At 71.0% G+C, this 24,999-nt stretch carries 26 protein-coding genes; 13 read left to right on the forward strand and 13 right to left on the reverse strand.

Translation table 11 applies throughout. The features are described from left to right. Nucleotides 1-134 precede the first annotated feature (134 nt). From DEJ48_RS13870 to DEJ48_RS13895, 6 genes are all read right to left on the reverse strand, one after another. Complete coding sequence (locus DEJ48_RS13870; protein WP_150216416.1) at nucleotides 135-551, reverse strand: ATP-binding protein; 417 nt, start codon at nucleotides 549-551, stop codon at nucleotides 135-137. A 127-nt stretch (nucleotides 552-678) separates the two neighbouring features. Further along, complete coding sequence (locus tag DEJ48_RS13875; RefSeq protein WP_150216417.1) at nucleotides 679-1,077, reverse strand: (deoxy)nucleoside triphosphate pyrophosphohydrolase; 399 nt, start codon at nucleotides 1,075-1,077, stop codon at nucleotides 679-681. A gap of 21 nt (nucleotides 1,078-1,098) precedes the next feature. Then, nucleotides 1,099-1,284: an SPOR domain-containing protein gene (locus DEJ48_RS13880; RefSeq protein WP_150216418.1), complete on the reverse strand. Its 186-nt coding sequence runs from the start codon at nucleotides 1,282-1,284 to the stop codon at nucleotides 1,099-1,101. Nucleotides 1,285-1,604: 320 nt separating this feature from the next. Continuing rightward, a complete protein-coding gene (locus tag DEJ48_RS13885; protein ID WP_150216419.1) occupies nucleotides 1,605-2,360 on the reverse strand; it encodes a GntR family transcriptional regulator in 756 nt (251 codons plus the stop codon). Nucleotides 2,361-2,472: 112 nt separating this feature from the next. Then, a complete protein-coding gene (locus tag DEJ48_RS13890; RefSeq protein ID WP_150216420.1) occupies nucleotides 2,473-3,687 on the reverse strand; it encodes an alpha/beta hydrolase in 1,215 nt (404 codons plus the stop codon). A 107-nt stretch (nucleotides 3,688-3,794) separates the two neighbouring features. Then, nucleotides 3,795-5,024 carry a DUF4190 domain-containing protein gene (locus DEJ48_RS13895; RefSeq protein WP_150216421.1) on the reverse strand — a complete coding sequence of 410 codons (1,230 nt, stop codon included), beginning with the start codon at nucleotides 5,022-5,024 and terminating at the stop codon, nucleotides 3,795-3,797. Between the two features lie 113 nt (nucleotides 5,025-5,137). On the opposite strand from DEJ48_RS13895, the gene DEJ48_RS13900 reads away from it, so the two are divergent. Then, on the forward strand, nucleotides 5,138-6,406 hold the full coding sequence (locus DEJ48_RS13900; RefSeq protein ID WP_150216422.1) for a serpin family protein: 1,269 nt from the start codon (nucleotides 5,138-5,140) through the stop codon (nucleotides 6,404-6,406). A 26-nt stretch (nucleotides 6,407-6,432) separates the two neighbouring features. Here DEJ48_RS13900 and DEJ48_RS13905 read toward each other — a convergent pair whose 3' ends face one another. After that, nucleotides 6,433-8,007, reverse strand: coding sequence for a S8 family peptidase (locus DEJ48_RS13905; protein WP_150216423.1), 1,575 nt, complete (start codon nucleotides 8,005-8,007; stop codon nucleotides 6,433-6,435). 333 nt (nucleotides 8,008-8,340) lie between these two features. Here DEJ48_RS13905 and DEJ48_RS13910 point away from each other — a divergent pair, with 333 nt between their 5' ends. From DEJ48_RS13910 to DEJ48_RS13930, 5 genes are read left to right on the forward strand one after another with little or no spacing between them, the layout of a single operon-like run. After that, complete coding sequence (locus DEJ48_RS13910; RefSeq protein WP_150216424.1) at nucleotides 8,341-9,498, forward strand: threonine synthase; 1,158 nt, start codon at nucleotides 8,341-8,343, stop codon at nucleotides 9,496-9,498. A 56-nt stretch (nucleotides 9,499-9,554) separates the two neighbouring features. After that, nucleotides 9,555-10,259, forward strand: coding sequence for an RNA polymerase sigma factor (locus DEJ48_RS13915; RefSeq protein ID WP_223832033.1), 705 nt, complete (start codon nucleotides 9,555-9,557; stop codon nucleotides 10,257-10,259). After that, nucleotides 10,256-10,984 carry a hypothetical protein gene (locus DEJ48_RS13920; RefSeq protein WP_150216425.1) on the forward strand — a complete coding sequence of 243 codons (729 nt, stop codon included), beginning with the start codon at nucleotides 10,256-10,258 and terminating at the stop codon, nucleotides 10,982-10,984. Before DEJ48_RS13915 ends, DEJ48_RS13920 begins: the two co-directional genes overlap by 4 nt. After that, nucleotides 10,968-11,234 carry a hypothetical protein gene (locus DEJ48_RS13925; protein ID WP_150216426.1) on the forward strand — a complete coding sequence of 89 codons (267 nt, stop codon included), beginning with the start codon at nucleotides 10,968-10,970 and terminating at the stop codon, nucleotides 11,232-11,234. Before DEJ48_RS13920 ends, DEJ48_RS13925 begins: the two co-directional genes overlap by 17 nt. Nucleotides 11,235-11,265: 31 nt before the next feature. Next, nucleotides 11,266-12,003, forward strand: coding sequence for a hypothetical protein (locus tag DEJ48_RS13930; RefSeq protein WP_150216427.1), 738 nt, complete (start codon nucleotides 11,266-11,268; stop codon nucleotides 12,001-12,003). Between the two features lie 43 nt (nucleotides 12,004-12,046). On the opposite strand, the gene ychF is transcribed toward DEJ48_RS13930, so the two are convergent. Next, nucleotides 12,047-13,135 carry a redox-regulated ATPase YchF gene (gene ychF, locus DEJ48_RS13935; RefSeq protein WP_150216428.1) on the reverse strand — a complete coding sequence of 363 codons (1,089 nt, stop codon included), beginning with the start codon at nucleotides 13,133-13,135 and terminating at the stop codon, nucleotides 12,047-12,049. A gap of 405 nt (nucleotides 13,136-13,540) precedes the next feature. Here ychF and DEJ48_RS13940 point away from each other — a divergent pair, with 405 nt between their 5' ends. Then, entirely contained in the window at nucleotides 13,541-14,026 is a 486-nt protein-coding gene (locus DEJ48_RS13940; RefSeq protein WP_150216429.1) for a DUF6542 domain-containing protein, read from the forward strand. 36 nt (nucleotides 14,027-14,062) lie between these two features. Here DEJ48_RS13940 and ppgK read toward each other — a convergent pair whose 3' ends face one another. Beyond that, entirely contained in the window at nucleotides 14,063-14,803 is a 741-nt protein-coding gene (ppgK, locus tag DEJ48_RS13945) for a polyphosphate--glucose phosphotransferase (protein ID WP_150216430.1), read from the reverse strand. 79 nt (nucleotides 14,804-14,882) lie between these two features. Beyond that, complete coding sequence (locus DEJ48_RS13950; RefSeq protein ID WP_190537387.1) at nucleotides 14,883-15,875, reverse strand: 4-hydroxy-3-methylbut-2-enyl diphosphate reductase; 993 nt, start codon at nucleotides 15,873-15,875, stop codon at nucleotides 14,883-14,885. A 107-nt stretch (nucleotides 15,876-15,982) separates the two neighbouring features. On the opposite strand from DEJ48_RS13950, the gene DEJ48_RS13955 reads away from it, so the two are divergent. From DEJ48_RS13955 to DEJ48_RS13970, 4 genes are all read left to right on the forward strand, one after another. Continuing rightward, complete coding sequence (locus tag DEJ48_RS13955) at nucleotides 15,983-17,404, forward strand: APC family permease (RefSeq protein ID WP_150216432.1); 1,422 nt, start codon at nucleotides 15,983-15,985, stop codon at nucleotides 17,402-17,404. A 406-nt stretch (nucleotides 17,405-17,810) separates the two neighbouring features. After that, a complete protein-coding gene (xseA, locus tag DEJ48_RS13960) occupies nucleotides 17,811-19,049 on the forward strand; it encodes an exodeoxyribonuclease VII large subunit (RefSeq protein WP_150216433.1) in 1,239 nt (412 codons plus the stop codon). Nucleotides 19,050-19,058: 9 nt separating this feature from the next. Further along, nucleotides 19,059-19,325, forward strand: coding sequence for an exodeoxyribonuclease VII small subunit (locus DEJ48_RS13965; RefSeq protein ID WP_150216434.1), 267 nt, complete (start codon nucleotides 19,059-19,061; stop codon nucleotides 19,323-19,325). A gap of 162 nt (nucleotides 19,326-19,487) precedes the next feature. Beyond that, nucleotides 19,488-20,078 (forward strand): malonic semialdehyde reductase, encoded by a 591-nt coding sequence (locus DEJ48_RS13970; RefSeq protein WP_150216435.1) that lies wholly within the window; start codon nucleotides 19,488-19,490, stop codon nucleotides 20,076-20,078. 75 nt (nucleotides 20,079-20,153) lie between these two features. On the opposite strand, the gene DEJ48_RS13975 is transcribed toward DEJ48_RS13970, so the two are convergent. Then, a complete protein-coding gene (locus DEJ48_RS13975) occupies nucleotides 20,154-20,672 on the reverse strand; it encodes a DUF4245 domain-containing protein (protein ID WP_150216436.1) in 519 nt (172 codons plus the stop codon). Nucleotides 20,673-20,835: 163 nt separating this feature from the next. Here DEJ48_RS13975 and glpX point away from each other — a divergent pair, with 163 nt between their 5' ends. Beyond that, on the forward strand, nucleotides 20,836-21,867 hold the full coding sequence (gene glpX, locus DEJ48_RS13980; protein WP_150216437.1) for a class II fructose-bisphosphatase: 1,032 nt from the start codon (nucleotides 20,836-20,838) through the stop codon (nucleotides 21,865-21,867). 105 nt (nucleotides 21,868-21,972) lie between these two features. Here the strand turns inward: glpX and DEJ48_RS13985 are convergent, their stop codons facing one another. Next, nucleotides 21,973-22,350, reverse strand: a complete 378-nt coding sequence (locus tag DEJ48_RS13985; protein ID WP_150216438.1) for a WhiB family transcriptional regulator — start codon at nucleotides 22,348-22,350, stop codon at nucleotides 21,973-21,975. Nucleotides 22,351-22,487: 137 nt separating this feature from the next. Then, nucleotides 22,488-23,147 carry a DUF1707 domain-containing protein gene (locus DEJ48_RS13990; RefSeq protein ID WP_150216439.1) on the reverse strand — a complete coding sequence of 220 codons (660 nt, stop codon included), beginning with the start codon at nucleotides 23,145-23,147 and terminating at the stop codon, nucleotides 22,488-22,490. A 167-nt stretch (nucleotides 23,148-23,314) separates the two neighbouring features. Between DEJ48_RS13990 and DEJ48_RS13995 the strand changes: the two genes are divergently transcribed. Beyond that, nucleotides 23,315-24,982, forward strand: coding sequence for a fumarate hydratase (locus tag DEJ48_RS13995; RefSeq protein ID WP_190537389.1), 1,668 nt, complete (start codon nucleotides 23,315-23,317; stop codon nucleotides 24,980-24,982). Nucleotides 24,983-24,999: the final 17 nt, after the last annotated feature.

A 24,999-nucleotide genomic window follows, 5' to 3' on the forward strand; every position in this document is an offset into this window, starting at 1 on the left:
CACCGCATACGGCTGACCGCAGTATCCAGCACTACGGTGCCGCGCCACACGGCGTTCACGATCACAGCACGGACTCGACGCTTTTTGGCCCGTGCCGCCCTTGTGCAGGACGCCTCTCGCACACTGCCAGTCTTCTAACCCGGCAGCGCCAGCTCGAACCACACCGTCTTCCCCGTACTGCCCGTTCGACCCGGACGTGTGCCCCAGCGTCGGGAGGAACGGGACACCAGCTGGAGGCCACGGCCGCCCTCGTCGTCGAGGGCGGCGGTGCGCTCCAGGGGCGGATCGGGGAGCGGATCGGACACCTCTACGAGGAGGGTGCCGTTGGGGTCCACGGGGCGTACGAGACGTACGCCGATGGGCCCGGAGGCGTGCCGCAATGAGTTGGTCACCAACTCGCTCACGAGCAACACGGTGACGTCGGCGACGGACGTGAGGCCCCAGTCGGCGAGCTGTTTGCGGACGACCGTACGGGCGGTGCGGACGGCGCCGGGGTCCGCGGGGAAGTCCCACTCGGCGCGGTCGCCTTCGGTGTCGATCACGCCGATCACTTCCAGACCAGTAGCTGAACCTGCCCGGGACCTGTCCGGTTTCATGGGGTTAATGGGCACATACCCGATATCCCGGCTGCTTTACCGCGTACTGGAGCGCACTGTGGCACGAACGGCGTACGCGGGGTCAGTGCGCGGCGTGCGGCAGGGCGAGCGCCGCTTCGACGGCGGGCACGTCGGCGGCCAGCCAGTCGACGGACCACACCTGGTCGGGGGCGAGCCAGCGCAACTCGTCGTGATCCTCCAGGGGCCGGAGCTCGCCCGACACGAGACGGGCCGTCCACACCCGCAGGACGTACCCGCCCGGCAGCGGCCACTCACCCGGGACCCGGCCGACAGGCTCGGCCCGGACACCCAGTTCCTCGCGGAGCTCACGCACCAGCGCGTCCTCGTCCCGCTCCCCGGGTTCGACCTTGCCGCCGGGCAGCTCCCAGCCGCCGGCGAGTTCCGGGGGCGCGCTGCGCCGTGCGGCGAGCAGGCGTCCGTCGTCGTACAGGGCGGCGCCCACCACGATGCGTTCGTTCATGCGTCAGAGCCTACGGAGGCCCTAACGTCCGCTGCCGTTCTGGCTCAGCCTCTCGATCGAGTAGAGCTGCTTGTGCCCGCGGTCGTGGAGGCTGTCGGCGATCTTCTGGGCCTCGGCCTTCGTCGCGTACCTGCCCACGCGATAGCGGTTGCCGTTGTCGTCCTGGCGTATCACGAACCAGGGCAGCAGAACTGTCCCGTCATTCATCGCGCCCCTCCGTTCGCCACCCCCGGCGCGCCCCACGCCTCGATCTGTAAGGAAACCGCAATCCGCATATGCCCGAGCCTACGCCCGACCTTTACGCAGCGGATACGAGTTTGCACAAAGAGATACGCATGAGGACCGCTATCGGCCATGGCTCCGGCTACGCGCGCAACGGGAGGGGCGCCGGGGCCGCGTGAGGACAGCCGAAACCCGCCCCCCGCGCACAAGGCAACGGGGGGCGGGTCGGCATGGGCGGCGGCGCGCGAGGGCGCGCCGGTGGGGCGTGCGCGCGGGTTGGCGGCGGGCGGGCGCGGGGCGGTGGGCTACCGCACGGGCAAGTGGTACGCGATCCGGTACCGGTCGGCGGGGACCACGATGTCGGCCGCCTCCACGGGGCGGCCCGACGCGTAGTACGTCCGGTGGACGACGATGACGACGTGGCCGGGGACGCCGCCGAGCGCCGTGAGCTCCTCCGCGAGGCCGGGGCGCGCGCCCACCTCCTCCGCCACGTTGTCCACGATCACGTCGATGGCCGCCATCCGGTCGACCACTCCGCAGCCGCCCAGCGGCCCTTCCTCGGGAAGCATCACGGGGGTGCGCCCGGTGACGGCGAGGGGCTCCCAGGAGGTGGAGAGCATCATGGCCTCTCCGGCGTCCCGGAAGACGTACTTGGTGCACATCACGCGGTCCCCCACACGGATGCCGAGGCGCTCGGCGACCGCGGCGTTCGCCTCGATCTGCTCGCTGCGGGACTCCCAGGTGCCGCGCACGCCGTCGGCGGCCTGCTCCTGACGGAAGGGGGTCGAGCCGCCGTTCACCGCGCGGTACCCGGTGCGGGCGATCTTGCGCGGGACGGGGCGCTCACGCACATAGGTGCCCGATCCGGAGCGCCCCTCGACCAGGCCCTCGGCCATCAGGACCTTGCGCGCCTCCAGGGCGACCGTGTCCGACACCCCGTACTCCTCGCGGATTCTGGCTTGCGAGGGGAGGCGGGTGTGCGGCGGCAGCGAACCGTCGGCGATCTTCTTGCGGAGATCACCCGCGACCCGCAGATACGCCGGCTGTTCACCGAAAGTCACTGGCCACTCCCATCAGGTTGACAGACAGCAACAGCCTGGCAACCGTGGGTTGTTGCGTGCAACCCAAGGCCAAGGAATCACCCGAAGTGATGATTTCTGCTGGCGCAGGTCTTTACGCAGGGACTTTCCCCGGATATAGCGAGCGGTCGAGGATCTTGAGGAAACGTTCGGTCGCCGCCCGCGCGATCTGACTGCCCCAGCCTCCCCAGTTCACGTCGAAACAATGGTCGGCCCACGGCAGTTCGACGTACGTCGCCGGGGCGCCGACCTCCTTCAGGCGCCGGGCCAGCTCGCGCGCCTGCGCGACCGGCACCGCGCGGTCGGCGCTGCCGTGCAGGAGCAGCGTGGGCGGCACGTCGCCCCGGACGAGCCGCGCGGGCGAGCCGAGGCGGTAGCGGGCGGGGGCGGTGGCGGCCGAACCGCCCATCAGGAGCGGGATCATGGGGTCGCGGCGCAGCGCGGTGCCCGCGATCAGGCGCCGCATGTCGGTGGGCCCGTAGAGGGAGAGGACCCCGGAGACCGAACTGCTGCGCACCTTGCAGGACGCCGGAACCCTGCCGTCCCCCTCCGTGTAGGCGGCGGAGAGCGCGAGGTTGCCGCCGGCCGAACTGCCCGCGAGGAGCAGGCGGTCGGGGTCGATGCCGTACACGCGCGCGTGCCGCCGCACCCAGCCGACGGCACACTTCACGTCGCCGATCTGGTCGAGCTGGGTGGCACCGGGCGCGAGGCGGTAGTCGATGTCGAAGACCGACCACCCGCGCGCGTTGAACCAGCGGTTCCATTCGGGGGTCTGGCTGCGGTGGCCCTTGTTCCAGCCGCCGCCGTGCACCCATACGACGGCGGGCCGCCGCACCGCGGCCCGCTTGGGCAGCGCCCACAGGTCGAGCCTCAGCTTCTGCCCCTCTGGGTGCGCCCGGCGATCGCGGCCCACGCGCGCGTAGGTGAGCGTGCGCGCACGGTCGGGCACCTTGGCGTAGTTGACGCCGTCGAAGTACCGCGCGGGGACGAGGTCTTGTCCCTGGTGCCGCGCGGTGTCGTACGCGGCGGCGTAGGGCATCACTCCGTAGACGAGGGCCGCGAAGGAGGCGAGCGCGGCGAGCCCCGCGCACCAGGGATGACGTCGTCCCGCGAACGCGGCGCCCGCGAGGCCGAGCAGTCCCGGCGGCAGCAGGAGGAGCCCCCAGGAGGTGATCGCGGCGGCGACGAGCACCAGGAGCGGGATGCGCGGCAGCGGGGCGGCGACGAGGACGGCGAGCGCCGCGTTCAGCAGCCCGGTCGCCAGGAGCAGGACCCGGGTCACGCCGGGCGGCGGCACGACGGACGTCACACCGAAGAACTATCACAGAAGCAGACAAAAGCTCCTTAGGGCGACCGTTCAGGCGCTTGCCCGAACGGTCACCCGCGGGCGCCCCCGAGCCGGGAGCGGCCGCCGCGTCACACCTCTTCGCTGTCCCCGTGGTGCTCGTCGAGGCCCGTCTCCGGACCGTCCCCGGGAGTCGCGTCGCGCGGCGAAGTCAATCCCAGGTCCAGGGACTTGCGGGCCCCGACGGCCCCCTTGCCGTCCAGTGCCTGCAGACCCGCCACGTAGTACGTGTTGTAGGTGTCGGCATCGGAGGCCTCGGCCGCCTTCGCCCACTCCTTGCGGCCCTTCTCGATCTCGGTGAGAAGCTTGTCGACGTGCTTCCGTGTGCCCGTGGGCCAGTGATGCGCGCGCAGCTGCCGCGCCTGTTCGGCGAGGCCCTTGTCGACGCGGGCGGCCCACTTCTTGTGGCCCTGGAGGTCGTCCTCGAACCGCTCCTGCGCGGGCGCCGCGAAGTACTCCTTGCTGAAGGCGCGGTCCGCCTTCACATAGGCGAGCTGGTCCGCGTCGAGCGTCGTCGCGTCGCTGCGCAGGGAGCCTTCGAGCGGCTCCTCCGGGTCGGTGGCACCGAAGATGCACGTGCCGTGGCGGTCGCCGTGGCGCCAGGTGGTCCGGTCGGGCATGAAGTAGTAGATCTCGGCGTCGCCGAAGTCCGCCCAGGTGTCCATGACGTACGCCCACTGCAGGTCGGCGCATTTGGACTCCGCGAGGTCGACCATGGCGTCCTCCCCGGGGTACTCCGTGTGGTTCACGCGGAACGACGCGAAGACCTCGCCGTCGTGCTCCCCGGAGCACGGGACCTCGTCCACCTCGGCGGCGTACTTCATGGAGTCGATCTTCCCGTCGGGCGCGTCGAAACAGCCGCCTTTGTCGACCGGGAAGGCGCCGCCGCTCTGCCGGGACTCGCGGGCCGCCTCCCTGAACCCGTCGGCGAAGTCGCGGGCGGCGCCCGTGGCCACGGAGAGGACGAGCAGCAGGACGCCCAGGACGGAGAGAATGCTGCCGGCGATCGCGAGACCCCTGCCGCGCTCACCCTTCTTCTTGATCTGCGCGAGCGCGACGAGGCCGAGGACGAGGCCGACGGCGGGCACGAAGCAGAGGATGCCGAACACGAGCGACGCGATCGCGAAGCCGTTCACCGGCGGCCGGGAGTAGGGGGAGTACGGGCCTGGCCAGGCCTGGTACGGGAGCTGCTGCCCGTGCGGTGCCGGCGGCCAGGGAGCGCTCGGCTGACCCGGCTGGCCGGGGTGGCCCTGTCCGCCTCCAGGAGGGGCGTTCGGGCCGGGGGGCGGCGGTATGTCCACGGGTTGCGTGCTCCTGGATTCTGGTGCGGGCGGTGCTGAGGTGGCGCCAGGGGCGCAGGGTAAGTCGTACGGAAAGCTTGGCGCATCGTAATCGGGGCGGGGGATAAAAGGTAATGCGGCGGCAAAGCTCAACAACTCGGGCAGGCCTGCGGGGAACCGTACGGGCGGTCAACGGCCTGACCTCCCGGTGGGCCGCCGCGGCGTCCGCCGACCGCGGCACGGTCTTCTCGGCGCCGGGCGTCTGGCCCCTGCTCGCGTTCCTCGCCGACGGCGCGTCCGGCACGGCCCGCGCGGAACTCTCGGCGGCGGTGGGATTGCCGGCGGACGAAGCGGCGTCGGCCGCGCGGGAGTTGCTGGCCGCGATGGACCGCGTACGCGGCATGGACGCGGCGCTCGGCCTGTGGACCAGGCGCACCCTGATCCTGCGGGACGCGTGGCGCGACGGGGTGCCGGTGGACGCGTTGGGGGTGCTGACCGGGGATCCGGGGGTGGACGCGGCGGCGCTCGACGCGTGGGCGGCACGGCGGACGGGCGGGCTGATCGAACGGGTACCGGCCGAGCTCGCGCCGGACACCGAACTGGTCCTGGCGAGCGCGCTCGCGCTGCGCGCGGACTGGGTGACGCCGTTCGAACCGCAGCCGCTGACGCCCACCGCGGGCCCGTGGCGGGGACGCCGGATCGCGGGACTCCAGAGGGCGGCCCCGGGCCTGGACGCCGTACGGATCGGCCGCGGCCCGGCCGGTCGCGTCACCGGGGTGACGTTGCGCGGCGCCCCCGCCGGAGACGGGGACAGGGGCGGGGACGCGCACAGGGACAGGTACGGGGACGTAGACGTCCAGCTCCTGCTGGGCGAGCCGCACATGCCCCCCGGCGACGTGCTGACGACAGGTCTCGGCATGCTCACGGACGACGTCCCCACGACGTCGGGCGACGAGCTGGCCCCGGGACCCGCGGGGCCGGGCGCGGTCCTGCGCGAGACCCTCGCCGACACCCGCGACGAGCCGCCGCACGTGGCGCTGTGCACCGTGGAGTTCACCCTCGACGCGGAGCACGACCTCCTGGTGCCGCCCGGCGTCTTCGGCTTGGCGGCGGCGAGCGATCGGCGCCCCGGCTCGTTCCCCGGGATCTCCGACCGGCCCCTGCGCGTGGAGTCGGCCAGGCAGACGGCGACGGCGACGTTCGGCCCGACGGGCTTCCGTGCCGCCGCGGTCACGGCGGTCACGATGGACTGGATGGGGCTGCCCTCGCATCCGACGACCGAGCTGGCGGTCACAGTGGACCGCCCCTTCGGCTTCCTCGCCGTCCACCGCACCTCACGCCTCGTCCTCGCGGCCGGCTGGGTCACCGACCCGGAGCCGTACCGCGAGGACGAGGATCACTGAGTCACGTACTCGATCGCATCAAGGGGTCAGAACTGCAGGCTCCAGGAGTCGATCTTCCCGGTGTCCTGCGCCGCGTTGTCGCTGACCCGCAGCTTCCACGTGCCGTTGGCCGTCTCCGAGGAGGCGTTCACCGTGTACGTGGTGTTGATGTTGTCCGAGCTGCCGCCGGTGCCGTAGCCCTTGAGGGTGTAGGCGGTGCCGTCCGGGGCGATCAGCTGGACCTGGAGGTCGCCGATGTACGTGTGCTGGATGGTCACCGGCACGCTCAGCGCGGCGGGCGCGTTGCCCGGGACCTCGGTCACGGTCACCGGGGACTCGGCGGTGGCGTTGTCCTGGATCGGGTAGTCCGTGTCGTTCGTGAACTTCTTGCCCGGCGGGTTGGTCGTGCCGCCGGTGACGTTCAGGAGGCGGTTCGGCGAGCCCGAGCCGGGGCTGCCGACGACGCCGGTCGACGAGGCGGCGACCAGGCCCGCGGAGACCTGGGCCGGGGTCGACGTCGGGTTCTGGCCGAGGTAGATCGCGGCCGCGCCCGCCACGTGCGGGGAGGCCATCGACGTACCGGAGATGGTGTTCGTCGCACTGTCGCCGGAGTTCCACGTCGAGGTGATCGAGGAGCCCGGGGCGAAGATGTCGAGGATGCTGCCGTAGTTCGAGTAGCTCGCCCGCGCGTCGGTGTTGGTCGTGGCGCCGACGGTGATGGCCTCCGCCACGCGCGCGGGCGACTTGGTCGACGCGTCCGTCGACTCGTTCCCCGCCGCCACGGCGTACGTGATGCCGGACGCGATGGAGTTGCGCACCGCCGTGTCGAGCGCGCTGTCGGCGCCGCCGCCGAGCGACATGTTGGCCACGGCGGGCTTGACCGCGTTCTTGGTCACCCAGTCGATGCCGGCGACGACCTGCGCGGTGGTGCCCGAGCCCGAGTTGTTCAGGACGCGCACGCCGACGATCTTGGCCTTCTTGGCGACGCCGTGCAGGGTGCCGGCGACGGTACCGGCGACGTGCGTGCCGTGGCCGTGGCCGTCCTGCGCGGTGTTGTCGTTGTCGATGGCGTCATAGCCGTAGGAGGCGCGGCCGCCGAAGTCGGTGTGGCTGATGCGGACGCCGGTGTCGATGACGTACGCGGTGACGCCCTCGCCCGCGGAGTCCGGGTAGGTGTACTTCTGGTCCAGCGGCAGGTTCTTCTGGTCGATGCGGTCCAGGCCCCAGGACGGCGGGTTGTTCTGGGTCGCGGTGGCAGTGAACGTCCGGTTCTGGACGACCGCGTCGACCGCCGGGTCGGCGGCGAACTTCTTCGCCTCGGCCTCGGAGAGCTCGACCGCGTAACCGTTGAGAGCCTTGTCGTAGGTCCGCTCGATCTTGGCGCCGTACTCCTTGGCGAGGGCCTTGCCCGCGGCGGAGCGGGCCTTCGGAGCGTTCTTGTCGAGGCTCACGATGTAGCTGTTCTTGATCACGCCGGGTGCGCCGGCGTTCTCTATCGTGCCTTCGGCCCGGTCCGGCCGGGCATTCGCCGGAAGGGCGGAGACGACGCCGAGGGCGAGGGCCGCGACCGCTGTCGCGCTGATGCCGGCCAGTCTTCGGCGGTTGTGACGCGTCACTGCCATCTGAGGGGTCCTCCTCAATAGGTGGTGCGCTGGTGGGGGAATGGTGCTGTGGTGCCCACACTCACGGAGGAGGCACGCGGCAGGGTCCGGTCAGGGCAGGGCCATGACAATTGGCCACGTGTCCATGCGGTTTGCCGAACCTTGCCGATTCCTTGTAGGCCCTTGCCTCCGTCCGGACGAAAGATTGGCCGATCCATAGGAATCCCACAAGGGTCAGGACCGGCCGTAACACGACCGCCACGCACGCGTCATGACGCACCATCACCACCTCTCACGCACCTCGCGGGCTCCTCACGTCCCACGTTCAACAACCACCCCTCATAGCCTGCGCGCATGACAGACACGACCGCGTACGCCCCAGAGGCCACCGTCCTGCCCGACTGCTACTGCCCCGCCGACGGAACACGCGTCCCCGCCGGCTCGCTCGCCTGGTCGTGCCCGGCCTGCCGCGGTCCCCTCGACCTGGACTTCTCCCCCGCGCCCGCACCCCTGAAGGCGCTCGCGGGACGGGTGAACTCCCTCTGGCGGTACGCGGAATGCCTCCCTCTCCCCACCCCCGCGCTCTCCCTCGGCGAAGGCCGCACGCCCCTCGTGGAACTGGCGGGGCCGGTTTCGGCCAAGTTGGACTTCCTGATGCCGACGTTGTCCTTCAAGGACCGCGGCGCGGTCATGCTCGCCGCCCTCGCGCGGCGCCTCGGCCCCGACCGGGTGATCGCCGACAGCAGCGGCAACGCGGGCACGGCCGTCGCCGCGTACTGCGCGCGGGCCGGCCTCGACTGCACCGTGTACGTCCCCTCCGCCACGTCACCGAAGAAGCTGGAGCAGATCACCGCGCACGGCGCACACCTCCAAGTCGTCGACGGCGACCGGGAGTCCACGGCGCGGGCGGCCCGCGCCGCCGCCGACGAACCCGGCACGTTCTACGCCTCCCACGTCCACAACCCCTACTTCCTCCACGGCACCAAGACGTACGTCCACGAGCTCTGGGAAGACCTCGGAGGCCGCCTCCCCGACGCCCTCGTCGTCCCCGTGGGCAACGGCACGCTGCTGCTCGGCGCCGCACTCGCGATCAGCGAGCTGCACACGGCCGGGCTCATCGCGCGGCGGCCCGCGCTGTACGCCGTCCAGTCCGCGGCGGTCGCCCCGCTCGCCGAGGCGTGGCGGGCCGGCGCCGACGACCTGGTCGGCGAGACCCCGATGGCGGCGACCTTCGCCGAGGGCATCGCGATCCCCCGCCCACCGCGCGCCCGCCAGATCCTGCACGCGGTACGCGCGTCGGGCGGCGGCTTCCTGACGGTGACGGAGGAACAGATCGTGACGGCCCAGCGGGACCTGGCCTCGCGCGGGCTGTACGTCGAGTCCACGGGTGTGGCCTGCTGGGCGGCCGTACGGGAGGGGGCGCTCGGGGAGCGGACGACGGTGGTTCCGCTGTGCGGGGCAGGGGCGAAGACGGGGCTCGCGAACGCGGTGGGGGGGGCTGACGCCAAGTAGGGGGTGAGACCGCCGACCGGTGGTCGGGGAGGAGGGCCCGTGATTCCCGTGATTCCGTGACTCCGGACGGACGGGATGGTCCGGGTGAGGGTGGTTCCGGTGCGGACTGTTCTAGTACGGACGGTTCCGGTACAGATGGTTCCGGCGTAGACGGACCTGGGACGTATGACACGGCCAAGGCCGAGGAACTGCTCGCCCGGGCCGCGGGCGGTGCTTCGGACGAGGAACTGCTCGCCCGAGCCGCGCGCGACCCCGCGTCCTTCGAACCGCTCGTACGCCGCCACTCGACGGCGCTGCACGGCTACTTCGCCCGCCGTGCGCCCCACGCGGCGGACGACCTGCTGACCGAGGCCTGGCTCCAGGCGTTCACGGCCCGGCGCGGTTTCGACGCGGACCGGGGACCCGCGCGGGCCTGGCTGTTCGGCGTCGCGAGGAACGTACTGTCCGCGCACTGGCGACGCACGGAACGACAGCGGCCCGGCGGGCGGAGCGAAGGCGTCCCCTTCCGCGACGACCCGTGGGAGGCGGTGGACGAGCGCCTCGACGCGGCGGCGGTGGCCCCGCGGCTGCGCGAGCTGCTGGCCGGCCTCCCGCCCGAGGAGCGCGAGTTGCTGCTGCTCGTCGCCTGGGAGCAGCTGACGCCCGGCGAGGCCGCCGCGGTGGTCGGCATCCCCGCGGGGACGGCCCGCTCACGACTGCACCGCGCCCGGCACCGAATGCGCGCCGATGCTCCCCTCAATCTGACAGGAGACCTGGCATGACGAACCGTACCGACGATCACGATCTGCTGGACTTCCCCGACGCCGCGGAGCTGAAGGCGGCGGGCGATGTGGCACCACCGTCCACCGGGGCGGTGGACGGCGCGTGGGCGGCGGTGGCACGCGCGGCAAGGGAGAAGCAGCGCGCGAGGCCTGCGCCGACGCCCCTCACCCGGCCGGCAGGTCGCCGTGTTCGCCGCCCCCGCAGGCTGCTCGTCGCCGCGGCGGCCGTGGCCGCGATCGCCACGGGCGCCGTCGCGTACCCCGTGCTCGACATGGGCGGCGAACCGGCGGCGACGGCCTCGGCGAGCCAGTTCTTCGAGGGCATGGCGGAGGTGGCGCAGGACGCTCCGGCGACGACCCCCGCGTACTGGAAGGTGCGCGTCGAGACGGACAACCAGGACGACGGCAGGCGCACGGACACCAGCTACTTCGACCGCGAGGGCCGCGTCTGGACCGTCGACGCCGACGGCACGGCCCACGAACCGCCCGCGGGCGAGGCGGGCAAGGTCAAGAAGTGGCCGGTGGGGAAGAGGTGGCTGACCTGGCCGCAACTGGAGAAACTGCCGACTGACGAAAAGACGCTGGCGGCACTCTTCCCCCAAGAACCCGAACAGCCGCTTCGACCAGGTCACGATCATGCTGGAGGACTCCCCCGCGGGCCCGGACCTGCGGGCGGCACTGTTCCGCATCCTGGCGGACACCCCTGGCATGAAGCTGGTCGGTGACGTGAGGGACAGCAAGGGCCGGGCGGGGGGCGCGGTGGAGATCACGCAGAAGTCGTGGGTGAGGCTGGGCGAGGCCGAGACCCCGGACGAGGGCAAGGACATCACGCTCCGCACGAAGGACCGCTACGTCATCACCCCCGACACGGGCCTGCTCCTGGAGACGACGCACAGAGCCATCGGCAAGAACACGAACACCCCGGCGGACCGCTACACCTGGCTGGAGGTGGGCCCGGCGGACCGGGTGGAGTGAGCGGAGAGGACGGCGTCGGAGAATGGATGCCGTGACGGTGAAGCGAGAGTGGAAGTACGAAGGGACCGAGCTGGCGTGGCTCCACGACCGGCTCGGCCGCTCGGACGACGGGCCGGGACACGTGGTGTCCGAGCTGGTGCCTGAGGGCTACGAGGCGTACGTCCGCATCTTTCACCGCTTCCGGGCCACGGACGTCTCGGGCCGCACCCGCCGGTGGAAGGCCTGGGCGAAGGACTCCGGCGTCCCCTTCCACCCGGAGATGTCCCACCGATGGCTGCGGTCGGACGAGCCCGACCCGGGACCGCGGTGGATGGCGGACGAAGGCACGCTCGACGAACGGAGCCGGGGAGCGCTCGCCCGCCTGCTGGCCGCCGTCTCCGGCGAGCAGGACGTGTACTTCGCCTACGACCTCGGCGCCCTGCTCTGGGGCGCCCACGACGAACCTCTCGTCCGCCACGGCTCCCTGGCCCACCTGGAGGACGTACGAGCATCACTGACGGACGTGCTGGGTGACAGCGGCCCGGAGTTCTGGTGGCCCCAGGACCGCAGTTGGGTGGTGACGACGGACTACGACCTGCTGTCGACCTACGTCGGCTGCTCGTCCAGGACCGCCGAGCGAATCCTGACGGACGACACCCTCGAAGCCCTCCCGGTCACACCACACACCCGAGTCGACTGGGACACCGAGCCCCCGCAAGGCGAACAACCACCGCACATTCAGCAGACGACAACGAAGGGGTCGACTCCCGGAGGAGCCGCCCCCTTCTGAACCGCATGCTCGACAAGCGGCGCAGCGCGCAGTGAGTGGTCGGTCACACGTTGAAGCGGAACTCCACCACATCCCCGTCCTGCATCACATACTCCTTGCCCTCCATGCGCGCCTTGCCCGCCGCGCGGGCGTCGGCGACCGAGCCCGTTTCGACCAGGTCCTCGAAGGAGATGACCTCGGCCTTGATGAAGCCCTTCTGGAAGTCCGTGTGGATGACGCCCGCGGCTTCGGGGGCCGTGGCTCCCTGAGGGATCGTCCAGGCGCGGGATTCCTTCGGGCCTGCCGTGAGGTAGGTCTGGAGGCCGAGGGTGCGGAAGCCCACGTGGGCGAGGGTGGCGAGGCCGGGCTCTTCCTGGCCGACCGACTGGAGGAGTTCGAGGGCCTCGTCCTCGTCCAGCTCCGCGAGGTCCGACTCCAGCTTCGCGTTGAGGAAGATCGCCTCCGCGGGGGCGACCAGGGCGCTCTGGGCGGCCTTGAACTCGTCGTCCGTCAGCTCGTCCTCGTCCACGTTGAAGACGTAGAGGAAGGGCTTGGTCGTGAGGAGGTGCAGGTCGTGGAGGAGCTCCTCCTTGCCGGAGCCCTGGACGATGCCCGCCGAGAAGAGCGTGTCGCCCTTCTCCAGGATCGCCTGGGCCTCCTCGACCGCCTTCACCTTCGGAGCGATGTCCTTCTTGATGCGCGACTCCTTCTGGAGGCGCGGCAGGACCTTCTCGATCGTCTGGAGGTCCGCGAGGATCAGCTCGGTGTTGATCGTCTCGATGTCGTCCTTCGGGGACACCTTGCCGTCGACGTGCACGACGTTCTCGTCCTTGAAGGCACGGATGACCTGGCAGATCGCGTCCGACTCACGGATGTTCGCGAGGAACTTGTTGCCGAGGCCCTCGCCCTCGCTCGCGCCGCGCACGATGCCCGCGATGTCGACGAAGTCGACCGTCGCCGGGAGGACCTTCTGGGAGGAGAAGATCTCGGCCAGTTTCGTGAGGCGAGGGTCGGGGACGCCGACCACGCCCACGTTGGGCTCGATCGTGGCGAACGGGTAGTTGGCCGCCAGCACGTCGTTCTTGGTCAGGGCGTTGAACAGGGTCGACTTGCCGACATTGGGCAGACCGACGATTCCGATCGTGAGCGACACGTTGCGACTTCCCGTACGTGAGGTGAGGTCTTGGGTGGACGGCCCTGAGGGCCGGAGCGACCGTGGGGCGATCCCCCAGTCTACGGCGTGCGTCCGCCGCCCCCGCCTGCCCGTCGCCTCCGCTTCGAACGGATGGCCAAGGTCGGCTCAAGGGCGTGTCCCGTGCCGGATTCCGCGCCGCGCCCCGCCTAGGTTGGTCCAGTGGAGCAACACAGGACGCGTCCCCCTCAGTCCGGCCCCAGGACCACCTCACCGGCCCGGCCCCGCCGGCCCGCCCCGCTGCCCCCGCAGGGCCGGCCCGCCCCGGCGGGCACGACGTACCGGTCCGCGCCCCGTCCGCGCCGTCCCGTTCCACCGTTCGTCCGGGCCCTGCGCAGGGCACCGCTGTACCGGGCGCTGCGGCGCATGCCCAACCCCCGGCTGACCGGGCTCGGCAGCGGCCTCTTCTGCACGGCCGTGATGTTCCTGCTCGCCTGCCTGCTGCACCTGATCGGCGACGGCTCCGTCGTCGCGTACGGCGTGCTGTTCGTGCCCGTCGCCGCGCTGACGGCCCTGTGGGTGCGCCCCGCCGACCTGGTCACCGCGCCCGTGGCCGTACCCATCGCGTTCGCCGCCGGGGTGCTGCCCGTGGCGGAGGGCACGGCCGGGTTCGGCGGTCAGTTCATGGGGGTCGTGACGACCCTGGCGCTCCAGGCCGGCTGGCTGTACGGCGGGACGCTCCTCGCCGGGCTCATCGTGACCGTACGGAAGATCCGGCTGATGGTGTTGCGGAGGCAGGGGCGGTCGACGACCCCTCCGGCCCGGAACGGAAGCGGGGGCGGGGGCGGGAACGGAGGCGGGGGGCCCGTCGGGAACACCGGTGCCGCCGGGAAGCGCCTGCCCACCGCCTAACCCGGCGCAGCCCACACCTCCCCGCCCAGCGCGGCGCTACGCCTCCGCCGCCGCCATCGCCGCTCCCACGATGCCCGCGTTGTTCTGCAGCTGCGCCGGAACGATCTCCGCCGAGATGCCCTCGATGAGCGGCAGGAACTTCTGCGACTTGCGGCTGACCCCGCCGCCGATGATGAACAGCTCGGGCGAGAACAGCATCTCCACGTGCGCGAGGTACTTCTGCACGCGTCGCGCCCAGTGCTCCCAGCTCAGGTCCTCGTCCTCGCGCGCCTTGGAGGAGGCCTTCTTCTCCGCGTCGTGGCCGCGCAGCTCCAGGTGGCCGAGCTCCGTGTTCGGGACCAGGCGGCCGCCGGTGAACAGTGCGCTGCCGATGCCCGTGCCGAGGGTGAGCAGTATGACCGTGCCGGTACGGCCGCGGCCCGCGCCGAAGTGCATCTCGGCGACGCCCGCCGCGTCCGCGTCGTTCAGTACGGTGACCTTGGTGCCGCCCAGCCGCTCGGAGACGAGCTTCTGGATGTCCGTGCCGATCCAGCTCTTGTCCACGTTCGCGGCCGTACGTGCCGTGCCGTTCGTGATCACGCCGGGGAAGGTCGCCCCCACGGGGCCCGTCCAGCCGAAGTGCTGGACGACCTCGCACACGCCGTCGACCACCGCGTCCGGGGTCGACGGCTGTGGGGTCAGCACCTTGTGGCGCTCTTCTGTCAGGTCTCCACGATCCAGGTCAACGGGAGCGCCCTTGATCCCGGATCCGCCGATGTCCACACCGAAGATCTGCATGGCTCCCACCGTACGGCGCCCGCGCCCGGGACGCGGGACGGCCCGGCCGCCCCAGCCGTACGGAGGCCGCCGCGCCGCCTCAGCTCTGCGACAGCTCCGCCGCCTCGGCGCGCAGGTCCCTGCGGAGCTCCTTGGGCAGCGAGAAGGTGATCGACTCGTCGGCCGTCTTGACGGTCTCCACGTCGCCGTAGCCCCGCTCGGCGAGCCACTCGATGACGCCGTCGACCAGCACGTCCGGCACGGAGGCGCCCGAGGTCAGGCCGACCGTCGTCACGCCCTCCAGCCACGCCTCGTCGATCTCGCCGGCGTTGTCCACCAGGTACGAGGCGGCGGCGCCCGCGTCCAGGGCGACCTCGACCATGCGGATGGAGTTCGAGGAGTTCTTGGAGCCGACGACGATGACCAGCTCGGCGTCCTCGGCGAGCTTCTTCACCGCGATCTGGCGGTTCTGCGTGGCGTAGCAGATGTCGTCGCTGGGCGGCGAGAGCAGGTTCGGGAACTTGCCCTTCAGCGCGTCGACGGTCTCCATGGTCTCGTCCACGGAGAGGGTCGTCTGGGAGAGCCAGACCACCTTGTCCGGGTCGCGGACCTCGACGTTCGCGACGTCCTCGGGGCCGTCGACCAGCGTGATGTGGTCGGGGGCCTCACCCGACGTACCGATGACTTCCTCGTGGCCCTCGTGCCCGATGAGGAGGATGTCGTAGTCCTCCTTGGCGAACCGGACCGCTTCCTTGTGCACCTTCGTGACCAGCGGGCACGTCGCGTCGATGGTGGCGAGCTTGCGCTCGGCGGCCTCCGCGTGGACGGTCGGGGCCACGCCGTGCGCGGAGAACATCACGATGGAGCCCTCGGGCACCTCCGCCGTCTGGTCGACGAAGATGGCGCCCTTCTTCTCCAGGGTCTGCACGACGTACTTGTTGTGGACGATCTCGTGGCGTACGTAGATCGGGGCCCCGTACTGCTCCAGGGCCTTCTCGACGGCGATCACGGCACGGTCCACGCCCGCGCAGTAGCCACGGGGAGCGGCGAGCAGGACACGGCGGGAGCCAGGCGTAGCAGTCATGCCCCCCATCGTAAGGCCGCGTCCAACGCGTCAAAGATCGCCCGGTTGGGGACACTGGGACCTGCGTGGATCCGCACGTCGATCTACGCATTGATCCACGGAGGCACGGAGGCACGATGTCCGGACAGTCCGCCAGTACGGGAGCCCACGCCGAGCCCGGCGAGCCCGCGGGGGGCGCCGAGCCCGCACGGGGCGACGGGCTGCGGCGCAGCCTCGGCTTCCGCGACCTCGTGGTCTACGGACTGCTGTTCATCGCCCCCATGGCGCCGGTCGGCGTCTTCGGGACGCTGGACGCGAAGTCGCACGGCGCCGTCGCCCTCGTCTATCTGATCGCCACGGTCGCGATGGCGTTCACCGCATTCAGCTACGCGCAGATGGTGCGGGTCGTCCCCCAGGCGGGGTCCGTGTTCGCCTACGCGCGCGCGGGGCTCGGCAAAGGGCCCGGGTTCATCGCCGGGTGGATGGCGATGCTCGACTACCTCCTCATCCCGGCGGTCGCGTACCTCTTCTCCGGGATCGCCATGAACTCGCTGGTGCCGTCCGTGTCCCGGTGGGTGTGGACGGCGCTCGCGGTGCTCATCACGACCGCGCTGAACCTGTGGGGCGTGCGGACGGCGGCGCGGGTGGGGTTCGCGGTGCTCGCCATGGAGGTCGTGGTCCTGCTGGTCTTCGTCGTGGCGGCGGTGGTCGTGCTGATCCGCGACGGAGCCACGCGCGACTGGCTGTCGCCGCTGGCCGGGGACGGGTCACAGGGCGCGTTCGCGCTGTCCGCGGTGGTGGGCGCGGTGTCGATCGCGGTCCTGTCGTATCTGGGCTTCGACGCGATCGCCTCCTTCGCGGAGGAGGTGACGGGCGGGTCGGCGAAGGTCGCGCGGGCGGTGCTGGTGTGTCTGGCGCTCGCGGGCTTCCTGTTCATCCTCCAGACGTATCTGGTGGCCCTCCTGGAGCCGCTGTCCTCGGCCGAGCTCGCGTCGGATCCGGGGAAGCAGGGCACGGCGTTCTACGACGCGGTGGACTCGGCCGCGGGGTCGTGGCTGCACGACCTGGTGGCCGTCAGCAAGGCGATCGGGGCGGCGTTCGCGGCGCTCGCGGGGCAGGCGGCGGCGGGGCGGCTGCTGTTCGCGATGGCGCGGGACCGGCGGCTGCCGAAGGCCCTCGCCAAGACGGACTCCGGCACTCCGCGGATCGCGCTGCTGTGTGCGGCGGTCATCACGATGGTGGCGGCGGTGTGGGCGGCGCGGCGGGACGACGGGATGGACCACCTGGTGTCGGTGGTCGACATCGGGGCGCTGACGGCGTTCCTGCTGCTGCACGCGAGCGTGGTGGGCTGGTTCGCGCTGCGCCACCGGGACACCGCGTTCAGCTGGTGGCGGCATGTGTTGGTTCCCGTGCTCGGGGCGGCGATCGTGGTCGCGGTCATTTGGGAGGCGTCCACGTCTGCTCAGGTGGTGGGAGCGGTTTGGCTCGGGGTGGGGTTGGTTGTTCTGCTTGCGCAGGGTCGGGGGCGGGATCGGGCGCGGGGGTCTGTGCGGGATTGAGTGCGGGCCCGTCGTGGTTGATCGCGCAGTTCCCCGCGCCCCTGGGACGGCTCTCGGGTGCGGGTTCGTTGGGGCTAGTCGCGCAGTTCCCCGCGCCCCTGGGACGGCCTTTCGGGTGTGGGTTCGTCGGGGTTGATCGCGCAGTTCCCCGCGCCCCTGGGGCGGCCTTTCGGGTGCGGGTTCGTTGGGGCTGGTCGCGCAGTTCCCCGCGCCCCTTGACGGCGATTGGCCACCCGCCCCCGTTCTGCTGAACGGCGACCAGCCCCCCCGGCCGCCGTTTCGCTGAGCGGTGATCAGCCCCCCCTCCCCGGCCGCCGTTTCGCTGACGGTGATCAGCCCCCCTGGCCGCCGAGTGGGAGCACCGGTCGCGCCGGGGATTGTCCGTGGGGGCCGTTACGCTCGGTTCATGGCTCTCAACACGTCCGCCGACGCGCCGATCCCCGTCGGTGAGGTGTCCCGGCTCATCGGTGGGTGGATCGACCGGCTCGGGGCCGTCTGGGTCGAGGGGCAGATCACGCAGTTGTCCCGCAGGCCCGGCGCCGGGGTCGTCTTCATGACGTTGCGCGACCCGTCGCACGACATCTCCGTGAGCGTGACCTGCTACCGCCAGGTGTTCGACGCGGTGGCGGACGTCGTGTCCGAGGGCGCCCGCGTCGTCGTACGCGCGAAGCCTGAGTGGTACGAGCGGCGGGGGCAGCTGTCGCTGCGGGCCGCCGAGATAAAGCCCGTCGGCGTCGGCGAACTGCTCGCCCGGATCGAGCAGCTCAAGAAGAGCCTGGGTGCCGAGGGTCTCTTCTCGCCGGAGCGGAAGAAGGCGCTGCCGTTTCTGCCGCAGCTCATCGGGCTCGTCACCGGCCGTGCATCCGCCGCCGAGCGCGACGTCCTGGAGAACGCCCGGCACCGCTGGCCCGCCGTCCGCTTCGAGGTGCGCAACGTCCCCGTGCAGGGCATCCACGCCGTGCCGCAGGTCGTGCAGGCCGTAAAGGACCTGGACGCCCACGGCGAGGTCGACGTGATCATCGTGGCGCGCGGCGGCGGCAGCGTGGAGGACCTGCTCCCGTTCTCGGACGAGCAGCTCGTGCGCGCGGTGGCCGCGTGCCGTACGCCGGTCGTGTCCGCCATCGGCCACGAGCCGGACAACCCGCTCCTGGACCACGTCGCGGACCTGCGCGCCTCCACACCCACCGACGCCGCCAAGAAGGTCGTGCCGGACGTCGGCGAGGAGTACGAGCGCGTGCAGTGGCTCCGCGACCGCGCCCGGCGCAGCATGGACGGCTTCCTGGAGCGCGAGGCGCGCGGCCTCGCCCACGCCCTGGCCCGGCCCTGCATGGAGCACCCGCACCGCATGGTCGAGGAGCGCGAGGAGCAGGTGGCCGCGCTGGTCGACCGCAGTCGGCGCACGCTCGGGCATCTTCTGGACCGGGCGGGCTCGGAGTTGACGCACACCCACGCGCGCGTGGTGGCCCTCTCCCCCGCCGCGACCCTTCAGAGGGGGTACGCGGTGCTCCAGAAGGCGGACGGTTCGGTCGTCCGCGCCCCCGCCGACGTGGCCGCCGACGACGAGCTGAGGGCGCGCGTCGCCGAGGGCGCCTTCACCGTACGAGCCGTGGGAACCGCGCAGAACGATGGCAATGACGAGAATTAGGGTGGGCGCATGACCAGCACAACGGACGACGTCACCGGCTCCGCGGACCCGCTCGGCTACGAGCAGGCGCGGGACGAGCTCATCGAGGTGGTGCGCCGCCTGGAGACCGGTGGCACGACCTTGGAGGAGTCGCTCGCCCTGTGGGAGCGCGGCGAGGAGCTGGCGAAGATCTGCCGGCGCTGGCTCGACGGCGCCCGTGCCAGGCTCGACGCGGCCCTGGCCGGGCCCGAGATGGACGGCGAGGCGGACACCGGTGGGGCGGACGACGACGCCTGACAGAACCAGCGCCCGCACAGAAACAGCGCTGACCTGCGGTTTGTGAACCGGATCACGGGGATCCAGTTTTGATTGAAAGTTGAACAGTGGCGGCGTACTGTCGTAGACGCGAGCCCGGTGACGGGTTCCGCAGACACCCCGTACGTTCAAGAAGGTTGATTCATGTCTCTCGCACTTGACCCCGCCGCCCAGGACCTGCTCTTCCGCGAGGCCCGCACCGCGAACACCTTCACCGACGAGCCGGTCACCGACGAGCAGGTCCAGGCCATCTACGACCTGGTCAAGTACGGTCCGACCGCCTTCAACCAGTCGCCGCTGCGCGTCACCCTGGTCCGCTCCCCCGAGGCCCGCGAGCGCCTGGTGCAGCACATGGCCGAGGGCAACCGCCCGAAGACGGCCGCCGCGCCGCTCGTCGCGATCCTCTCCGCGGACAACGAGTTCCACGACGAGCTCCCCGCCCTGTTCCCGCACTTCCCGCAGGCCAAGGACGCGTTCTTCTCGGAGCGCCCGGTCCGCGAGCAGGCCGCCCTGCTGAACGCCGCGCTGCAGGCCGCGTACTTCATCGTCGGCGTCCGCGCCGCCGGTCTGGCCGCAGGACCGATGACGGGTTACGACCCGGCCGGCCTCCAGAAGGAGTTCCTGGACGACGACCACACCCCGCTGATGGTCGTCAACATCGGCAAGCCCGGCGAGGACGCCTGGTTCCCGCGCTCCCCGCGCCTGTCCTACGAGGACGTCGTCACCACGGTCTGAGTGACACACGCACAGCGACGCGTGAAGGGCCCCCGGCACACCGCCGGGGGCCCTTCACGTATACGACGCAATGCGTCAGGACATCTTCAGCGACTCGGCCATCTTCGCCAGCTGGTCGAAGGACGCCGTGCCCGTGACCACCGTCGTGGCGCCCTCGCCCTCGATCACCAGGGCGTCGTACTTCGAACCCTCGTACCGCTGCCAGGTGCGGCCGCCGATCTCGTCGGCGGCCTCCGACTTCGAGGCGTTCTGCGTGACCCTCTTGATGAACGCGGACGGCTTCTCCGTCGACTGCTCGATCGCCACGTACTGCTCGTCGGGGTCGAGGAAACCCAGGTGCCAGGTGTCGTGGTCGGCGCCGTTGAACCGCACGGACGTCGGCTTCCACGCCTTCGCCAGGCCTTCGGGCGCCGCCACGGGATAGGCCGCGGCCCGGCGGGCCGTCAGGAGCTCCACGCGGTAGTCGACCCGCTTCACGGAGCTCTTGGACTCGTTGTGCGGGACGAAGATGTAGATCACGCCCGCGACGAGGGCGATCACCACCAACGACCACACCATGTTCTTGACGGTCTGAGTGCCTTGTCTTCCTGCCACGCCCCCATGGTCTCAGGCGCGGAACGCGCGCCTTCCCCCGGTCTCGCCCTCGGCCCCCACCGCTCATGCGTGGGGCCCTCTGCTCATTTTGTCGGCCTACGGATAGAGTCGTTCACAATCCCTCATCCGGCCGTCGTCGTATCAAGCAGAAAGGTGCGCTCCGATGACCGAGCATCATCTCCCGTCCGAGCTCGAGGTTTCCCCCGAGGCTCCCGACCGCAACCTCGCCCTGGAGCTCGTCCGGGTCACCGAGGCCGCCGCCATGGCCGCGGGCCGCTGGGTCGGCCGCGGCGACAAGAACGGCGCCGACGGCGCCGCGGTCAGGGCCATGCGGACCCTCGTCCACACCGTCTCGATGAACGGCGTCGTCGTGATCGGCGAGGGCGAGAAGGACGAAGCCCCGATGCTCTTCAACGGGGAGCGCATCGGCGACGGCACCGGCGCCGAGGTCGACATCGCCGTCGACCCGATCGACGGCACGACGCTCTGCGCGAAGGGCATGCCGAACGCCATCGCCGTGCTCGCCGCCGCCGACCGCGGCGCCATGTTCGACCCGTCCGCCGTCTTCTACATGGACAAGCTGGTCACCGGTCCCGAGGCCGCCGACTACGTGGACATCAACGCGCCCGTCTCGGTCAACGTCCGCCGCGTCGCCAAGGCCAAGAACTCCTCCCCCGAGGACGTCACGGTCATGATCCTCGACCGCCCCCGCCACGAGGGCATCGTCAAGGAGATCCGCGAGACCGGCGCCCGCATCAAGTTCATCTCCGACGGCGACGTCGCGGGCTCGGTCATGGCGGTCCGCGAGGGCACGGGCGTCGACCTGCTGATGGGCATCGGCGGCACCCCCGAGGGCATCATCTCGGCCTGCGCCATCAAGTGCCTGGGCGGCACCATCCAGGGCAAGCTGTGGCCCAAGGACGACGAGGAGCGCGGGCGCGCCATCGACGCGGGCCACGACCTGGACCGCACGCTCTCCACGGACGACCTGGTCAAGGGCGACAACGTCTTCTTCGTCGCCACCGGCATCACCGACGGCGAACTGCTCCAGGGCGTGCGCTACCGCGCGGCGACCGCGTCGACGTCGTCCCTGGTCATGCGCTCCAAGTCGGGCACGATCCGCAAGATCGACTCCGACCACCGGCTCTCGAAGCTGCGCGCGTACAGCGCGGTCGACTTCGACCGCGCGAAGTAGGGCCGGCGGGCGGCCGGACCGGCAGCCGTACGCAGATGGGGGCGTCCCGTGCGGGGGACGCCCCCATCGACGCACTCAGCAAGATGCGTGTGGTGTGCCGCGTGACTATCCCGCCGCGGCTATCCCCGTCGCGTGCGCCGCTTTCTGCAGCTCCAGGTCGCGCCTGCGGCGCCGGGCCAGGACCACGCGGCGCTCGGCGGCGGTGAGGCCGCCCCACACGCCGTACGGCTCGGGCTGCAGGAGGGCGTGCTCGCGGCACTCGACCATGACGGGACAGCGGGCGCAGACGCGCTTGGCGGCCTCCTCGCGGGAGAGCCGCGCCGCGGTCGGTTCCTTGGACGGGGCGAAGAAGAGTCCGGCCTCGTCACGGCGGCACACGGCCTCCGTGTGCCACGGGGCGTCATCGTCCCGATCCCGCACTGGCTCACGCTGGGCCGGAACAGCGGCGACCTGCAGAGACTGATGCGACGACGGTTGCAGCACGGTCTACTCCTGACGACGGCTTCGCGAGCGAGAGACGATGCAGCAAGCTCTACCCGCTGTGTGCGCGCCTATGCACTGAGTTCCGATGTCCGGAAGTCCGGACTCCTCGCGCCCCCCGAGCACTCCGGCGCACGCCGTCAGTGGCCGAGGTGCTTGCGCAGCTGCCGGTGCAGATCGCGGACGATTCTGCCGCGCTTGGGCCGGGCCTCGATGCTGCCCATGACCGCCACACCGTCCACGAAGACGACCGGGGCGTCCTGGTCCGGGGAGTCGAGCGTGTCCACCTCATAGCTCCCGAGGACGCCCGTGCCGCTGCCGCGCAGCGAGACGTTCTCGGGGACGCGGACCTCGACCGAACCGAAGACGGCGAACGCCTTGATGACGACCTGGCGGTGTTCGAAGATCGCTTCGCTGAGGTCGATCTCGACGCTGCCGAACACGGCGTACGCATGGGTGCGCCGGCCCACGCGCCAGCGGCCGCGGCGCACCGAGCTGCTGAGCACCGCGACGAGGTTCTCGTCCGCCACCGGCGGCACGACGCCCGGGGACGGCCGGGACGGCGCGGGCTCGGGAGCGGGGCGGTGGGTGGACGGCTGCTCGTGCGCCGCCGGCAGGTCCCGCACCAGCGGTTCCAGGTCCGCCATGGTCTTGGCGCGGTAGACCCCGTCGATCCGCTCGGCGTGCTCTTCGGCGGTCAGGCGGCCCTCGGCCAGGGCCTCCCGGAGTATGTCCGCGGTGCGGTCCCGGTCGGCGTCGGAGGCACGGAGCGCTGAGGGCTGCTGCTTTTCGAGGTCCACATCGGCAGCGTACCCAAACGCGATAGATCGCGACTACCCCTGTGGACAACCGGCTGCCGGTTACTGAGCCTTACCTCACAAACCCGGCCGGGTCGGCGCGCTCTACGCTGGTTGACGCGTCGCCAATGGAGGCCGCGCCGCTGTCTGCCGAGTGAGGAATGGCCGTAATGCCAGAGTTTGAGTACTCCGATCTGCTCCCCCTGGGAGAGGACACCACGCCGTACCGGCTGGTGACCGCCGAGGGTGTCTCCACCTTCGAGGCCGACGGGCGGACGTTCCTCAAGGTCGCCCCGGAGGCCCTGCGCAAGCTCGCCGCCGAGGCCATCCACGACATCCAGCACTACCTGCGGCCCGCGCACCTCGCCCAGCTGCGGCGCATCGTCGACGACCCCGAGGCGTCGGGCAACGACAAGTTCGTGGCGCTCGACCTGCTGAAGAACGCGAACATCGCGGCGGCGGGCGTGCTCCCCATGTGCCAGGACACCGGCACCGCCATCGTCATGGGCAAGCGCGGACAGAACGTCCTCACCGAAGGTGAGGACGAGAAGGCGCTCTCCAAGGGCATCTTCGACGCGTACACGAAGCTGAACCTGCGCTACTCGCAGATGGCTCCCCTGAACATGTGGGAGGAGAAGAACACCGGCTCCAACCTCCCCGCCCAGATCGAGCTGTACGCGACCGACGGCGGCGCCTACAAGTTCCTCTTCATGGCCAAGGGCGGCGGCTCGGCCAACAAGTCGTTCCTCTACCAGGAGACGAAGGCCGTCCTGAACGAGGCCTCCATGATGAAGTTCCTGGAGGAGAAGATCCGCTCTCTGGGTACGGCCGCGTGCCCGCCGTACCACCTGGCGATCGTCGTCGGCGGCACGTCCGCCGAGTTCGCCCTGAAGACCGCGAAGTACGCCTCCGCGCACTACCTGGACGAACTGCCCGCCGAGGGCTCCCCCACCGGCCACGGCTTCCGTGACAAGGAGCTGGAGGAGAAGGTCTTCGAGCTGACGCAGAAGATCGGCATCGGCGCGCAGTTCGGCGGCAAGTACTTCTGCCACGACGTGCGCGTGGTGCGCCTGCCCCGCCACGGCGCCTCGCTGCCCGTCGCGATCGCCGTCTCCTGCTCGGCCGACCGCCAGGCCACCGCGAAGATCACCGCCGAGGGCGTCTTCCTGGAGCAGCTGGAGACGGACCCGGCGCGCTTCCTGCCGGAGACCACGGACGAGCACCTGGGCGAGGAGGAGGACGTCGTCAAGATCGACCTCAACCGGCCCATGGACGACATCCTCGCCGAGCTCACCAGGCATCCGGTGAAGACCCGCCTCTCGCTCACCGGACCGCTGGTCGTGGCCCGCGACATCGCGCACGCCAAGATCAAGGAGCGGCTCGACGCGGGCGAGGAGATGCCGCAGTACCTGAAGGACCACCCCGTGTACTACGCGGGCCCCGCGAAGACCCCCGAGGGCTACGCGTCAGGCTCCTTCGGGCCGACCACCGCCGGGCGCATGGACTCCTACGTGGAGCAGTTCCAGGCCGCCGGCGGCTCCAAGGTCATGCTGGCCAAGGGCAACCGCTCCCAGCAGGTCACCGCCGCGTGCGACGCGCACGGCGGCTTCTACCTCGGCTCCATCGGCGGCCCGGCCGCGCGCCTCGCGCAGGACTGCATCAAGAAGGTCGAGGTCGTCGAGTACGAGGAGCTCGGCATGGAGGCGGTCTGGAAGATCGAGGTCGAGGACTTCCCGGCCTTCATCGTCGTCGACGACAAGGGCAACGACTTCTTCCAGAACCCGGCTCCGGAGCCGACGTTCACGCACATCCCGGTGCGCGGACCGGGCCTGGCGTAGCACTACGGAGGAGCCCT

Source organism: Streptomyces venezuelae (genome assembly GCF_008642315.1).
Taxonomy (GTDB): domain Bacteria; phylum Actinomycetota; class Actinomycetes; order Streptomycetales; family Streptomycetaceae; genus Streptomyces; species Streptomyces venezuelae_D.

Excerpts from the sequence above, each read along its gene's own strand:
- DEJ48_RS13900 (WP_150216422.1), top strand. The coding sequence starts at position 5,138 with ATGCGGCGGCAAAGCTCAACAACTCGGGCAGGCCTGCGGGGAACCGTA.
- DEJ48_RS13910 (WP_150216424.1), top strand. The coding sequence starts at position 8,341 with ATGACAGACACGACCGCGTACGCCCCAGAGGCCACCGTCCTGCCCGAC.
- DEJ48_RS13940 (WP_150216429.1), top strand. The coding sequence starts at position 13,541 with ATGCCCAACCCCCGGCTGACCGGGCTCGGCAGCGGCCTCTTCTGCACG.
- glpX (WP_150216437.1), top strand. The coding sequence starts at position 20,836 with ATGACCGAGCATCATCTCCCGTCCGAGCTCGAGGTTTCCCCCGAGGCT.
- DEJ48_RS13965 (WP_150216434.1), top strand. The coding sequence starts at position 19,059 with ATGACCAGCACAACGGACGACGTCACCGGCTCCGCGGACCCGCTCGGC.
- DEJ48_RS13955 (WP_150216432.1), top strand. The coding sequence starts at position 15,983 with ATGTCCGGACAGTCCGCCAGTACGGGAGCCCACGCCGAGCCCGGCGAG.
- DEJ48_RS13875 (WP_150216417.1), bottom strand. The coding sequence starts at position 1,077 with ATGAACGAACGCATCGTGGTGGGCGCCGCCCTGTACGACGACGGACGC.
- DEJ48_RS13925 (WP_150216426.1), top strand. The coding sequence starts at position 10,968 with ATGAAGCTGGTCGGTGACGTGAGGGACAGCAAGGGCCGGGCGGGGGGC.
- DEJ48_RS13970 (WP_150216435.1), top strand. The coding sequence starts at position 19,488 with ATGTCTCTCGCACTTGACCCCGCCGCCCAGGACCTGCTCTTCCGCGAG.
- DEJ48_RS13920 (WP_150216425.1), top strand. The coding sequence starts at position 10,256 with ATGACGAACCGTACCGACGATCACGATCTGCTGGACTTCCCCGACGCC.
- ppgK (WP_150216430.1), bottom strand. The coding sequence starts at position 14,803 with ATGCAGATCTTCGGTGTGGACATCGGCGGATCCGGGATCAAGGGCGCT.
- DEJ48_RS13880 (WP_150216418.1), bottom strand. The coding sequence starts at position 1,284 with ATGAATGACGGGACAGTTCTGCTGCCCTGGTTCGTGATACGCCAGGAC.
- DEJ48_RS13950 (WP_190537387.1), bottom strand. The coding sequence starts at position 15,875 with ATGGGGGGCATGACTGCTACGCCTGGCTCCCGCCGTGTCCTGCTCGCC.
- xseA (WP_150216433.1), top strand. The coding sequence starts at position 17,811 with ATGGCTCTCAACACGTCCGCCGACGCGCCGATCCCCGTCGGTGAGGTG.
- DEJ48_RS13905 (WP_150216423.1), bottom strand. The coding sequence starts at position 8,007 with ATGGCAGTGACGCGTCACAACCGCCGAAGACTGGCCGGCATCAGCGCG.
- DEJ48_RS13995 (WP_190537389.1), top strand. The coding sequence starts at position 23,315 with ATGCCAGAGTTTGAGTACTCCGATCTGCTCCCCCTGGGAGAGGACACC.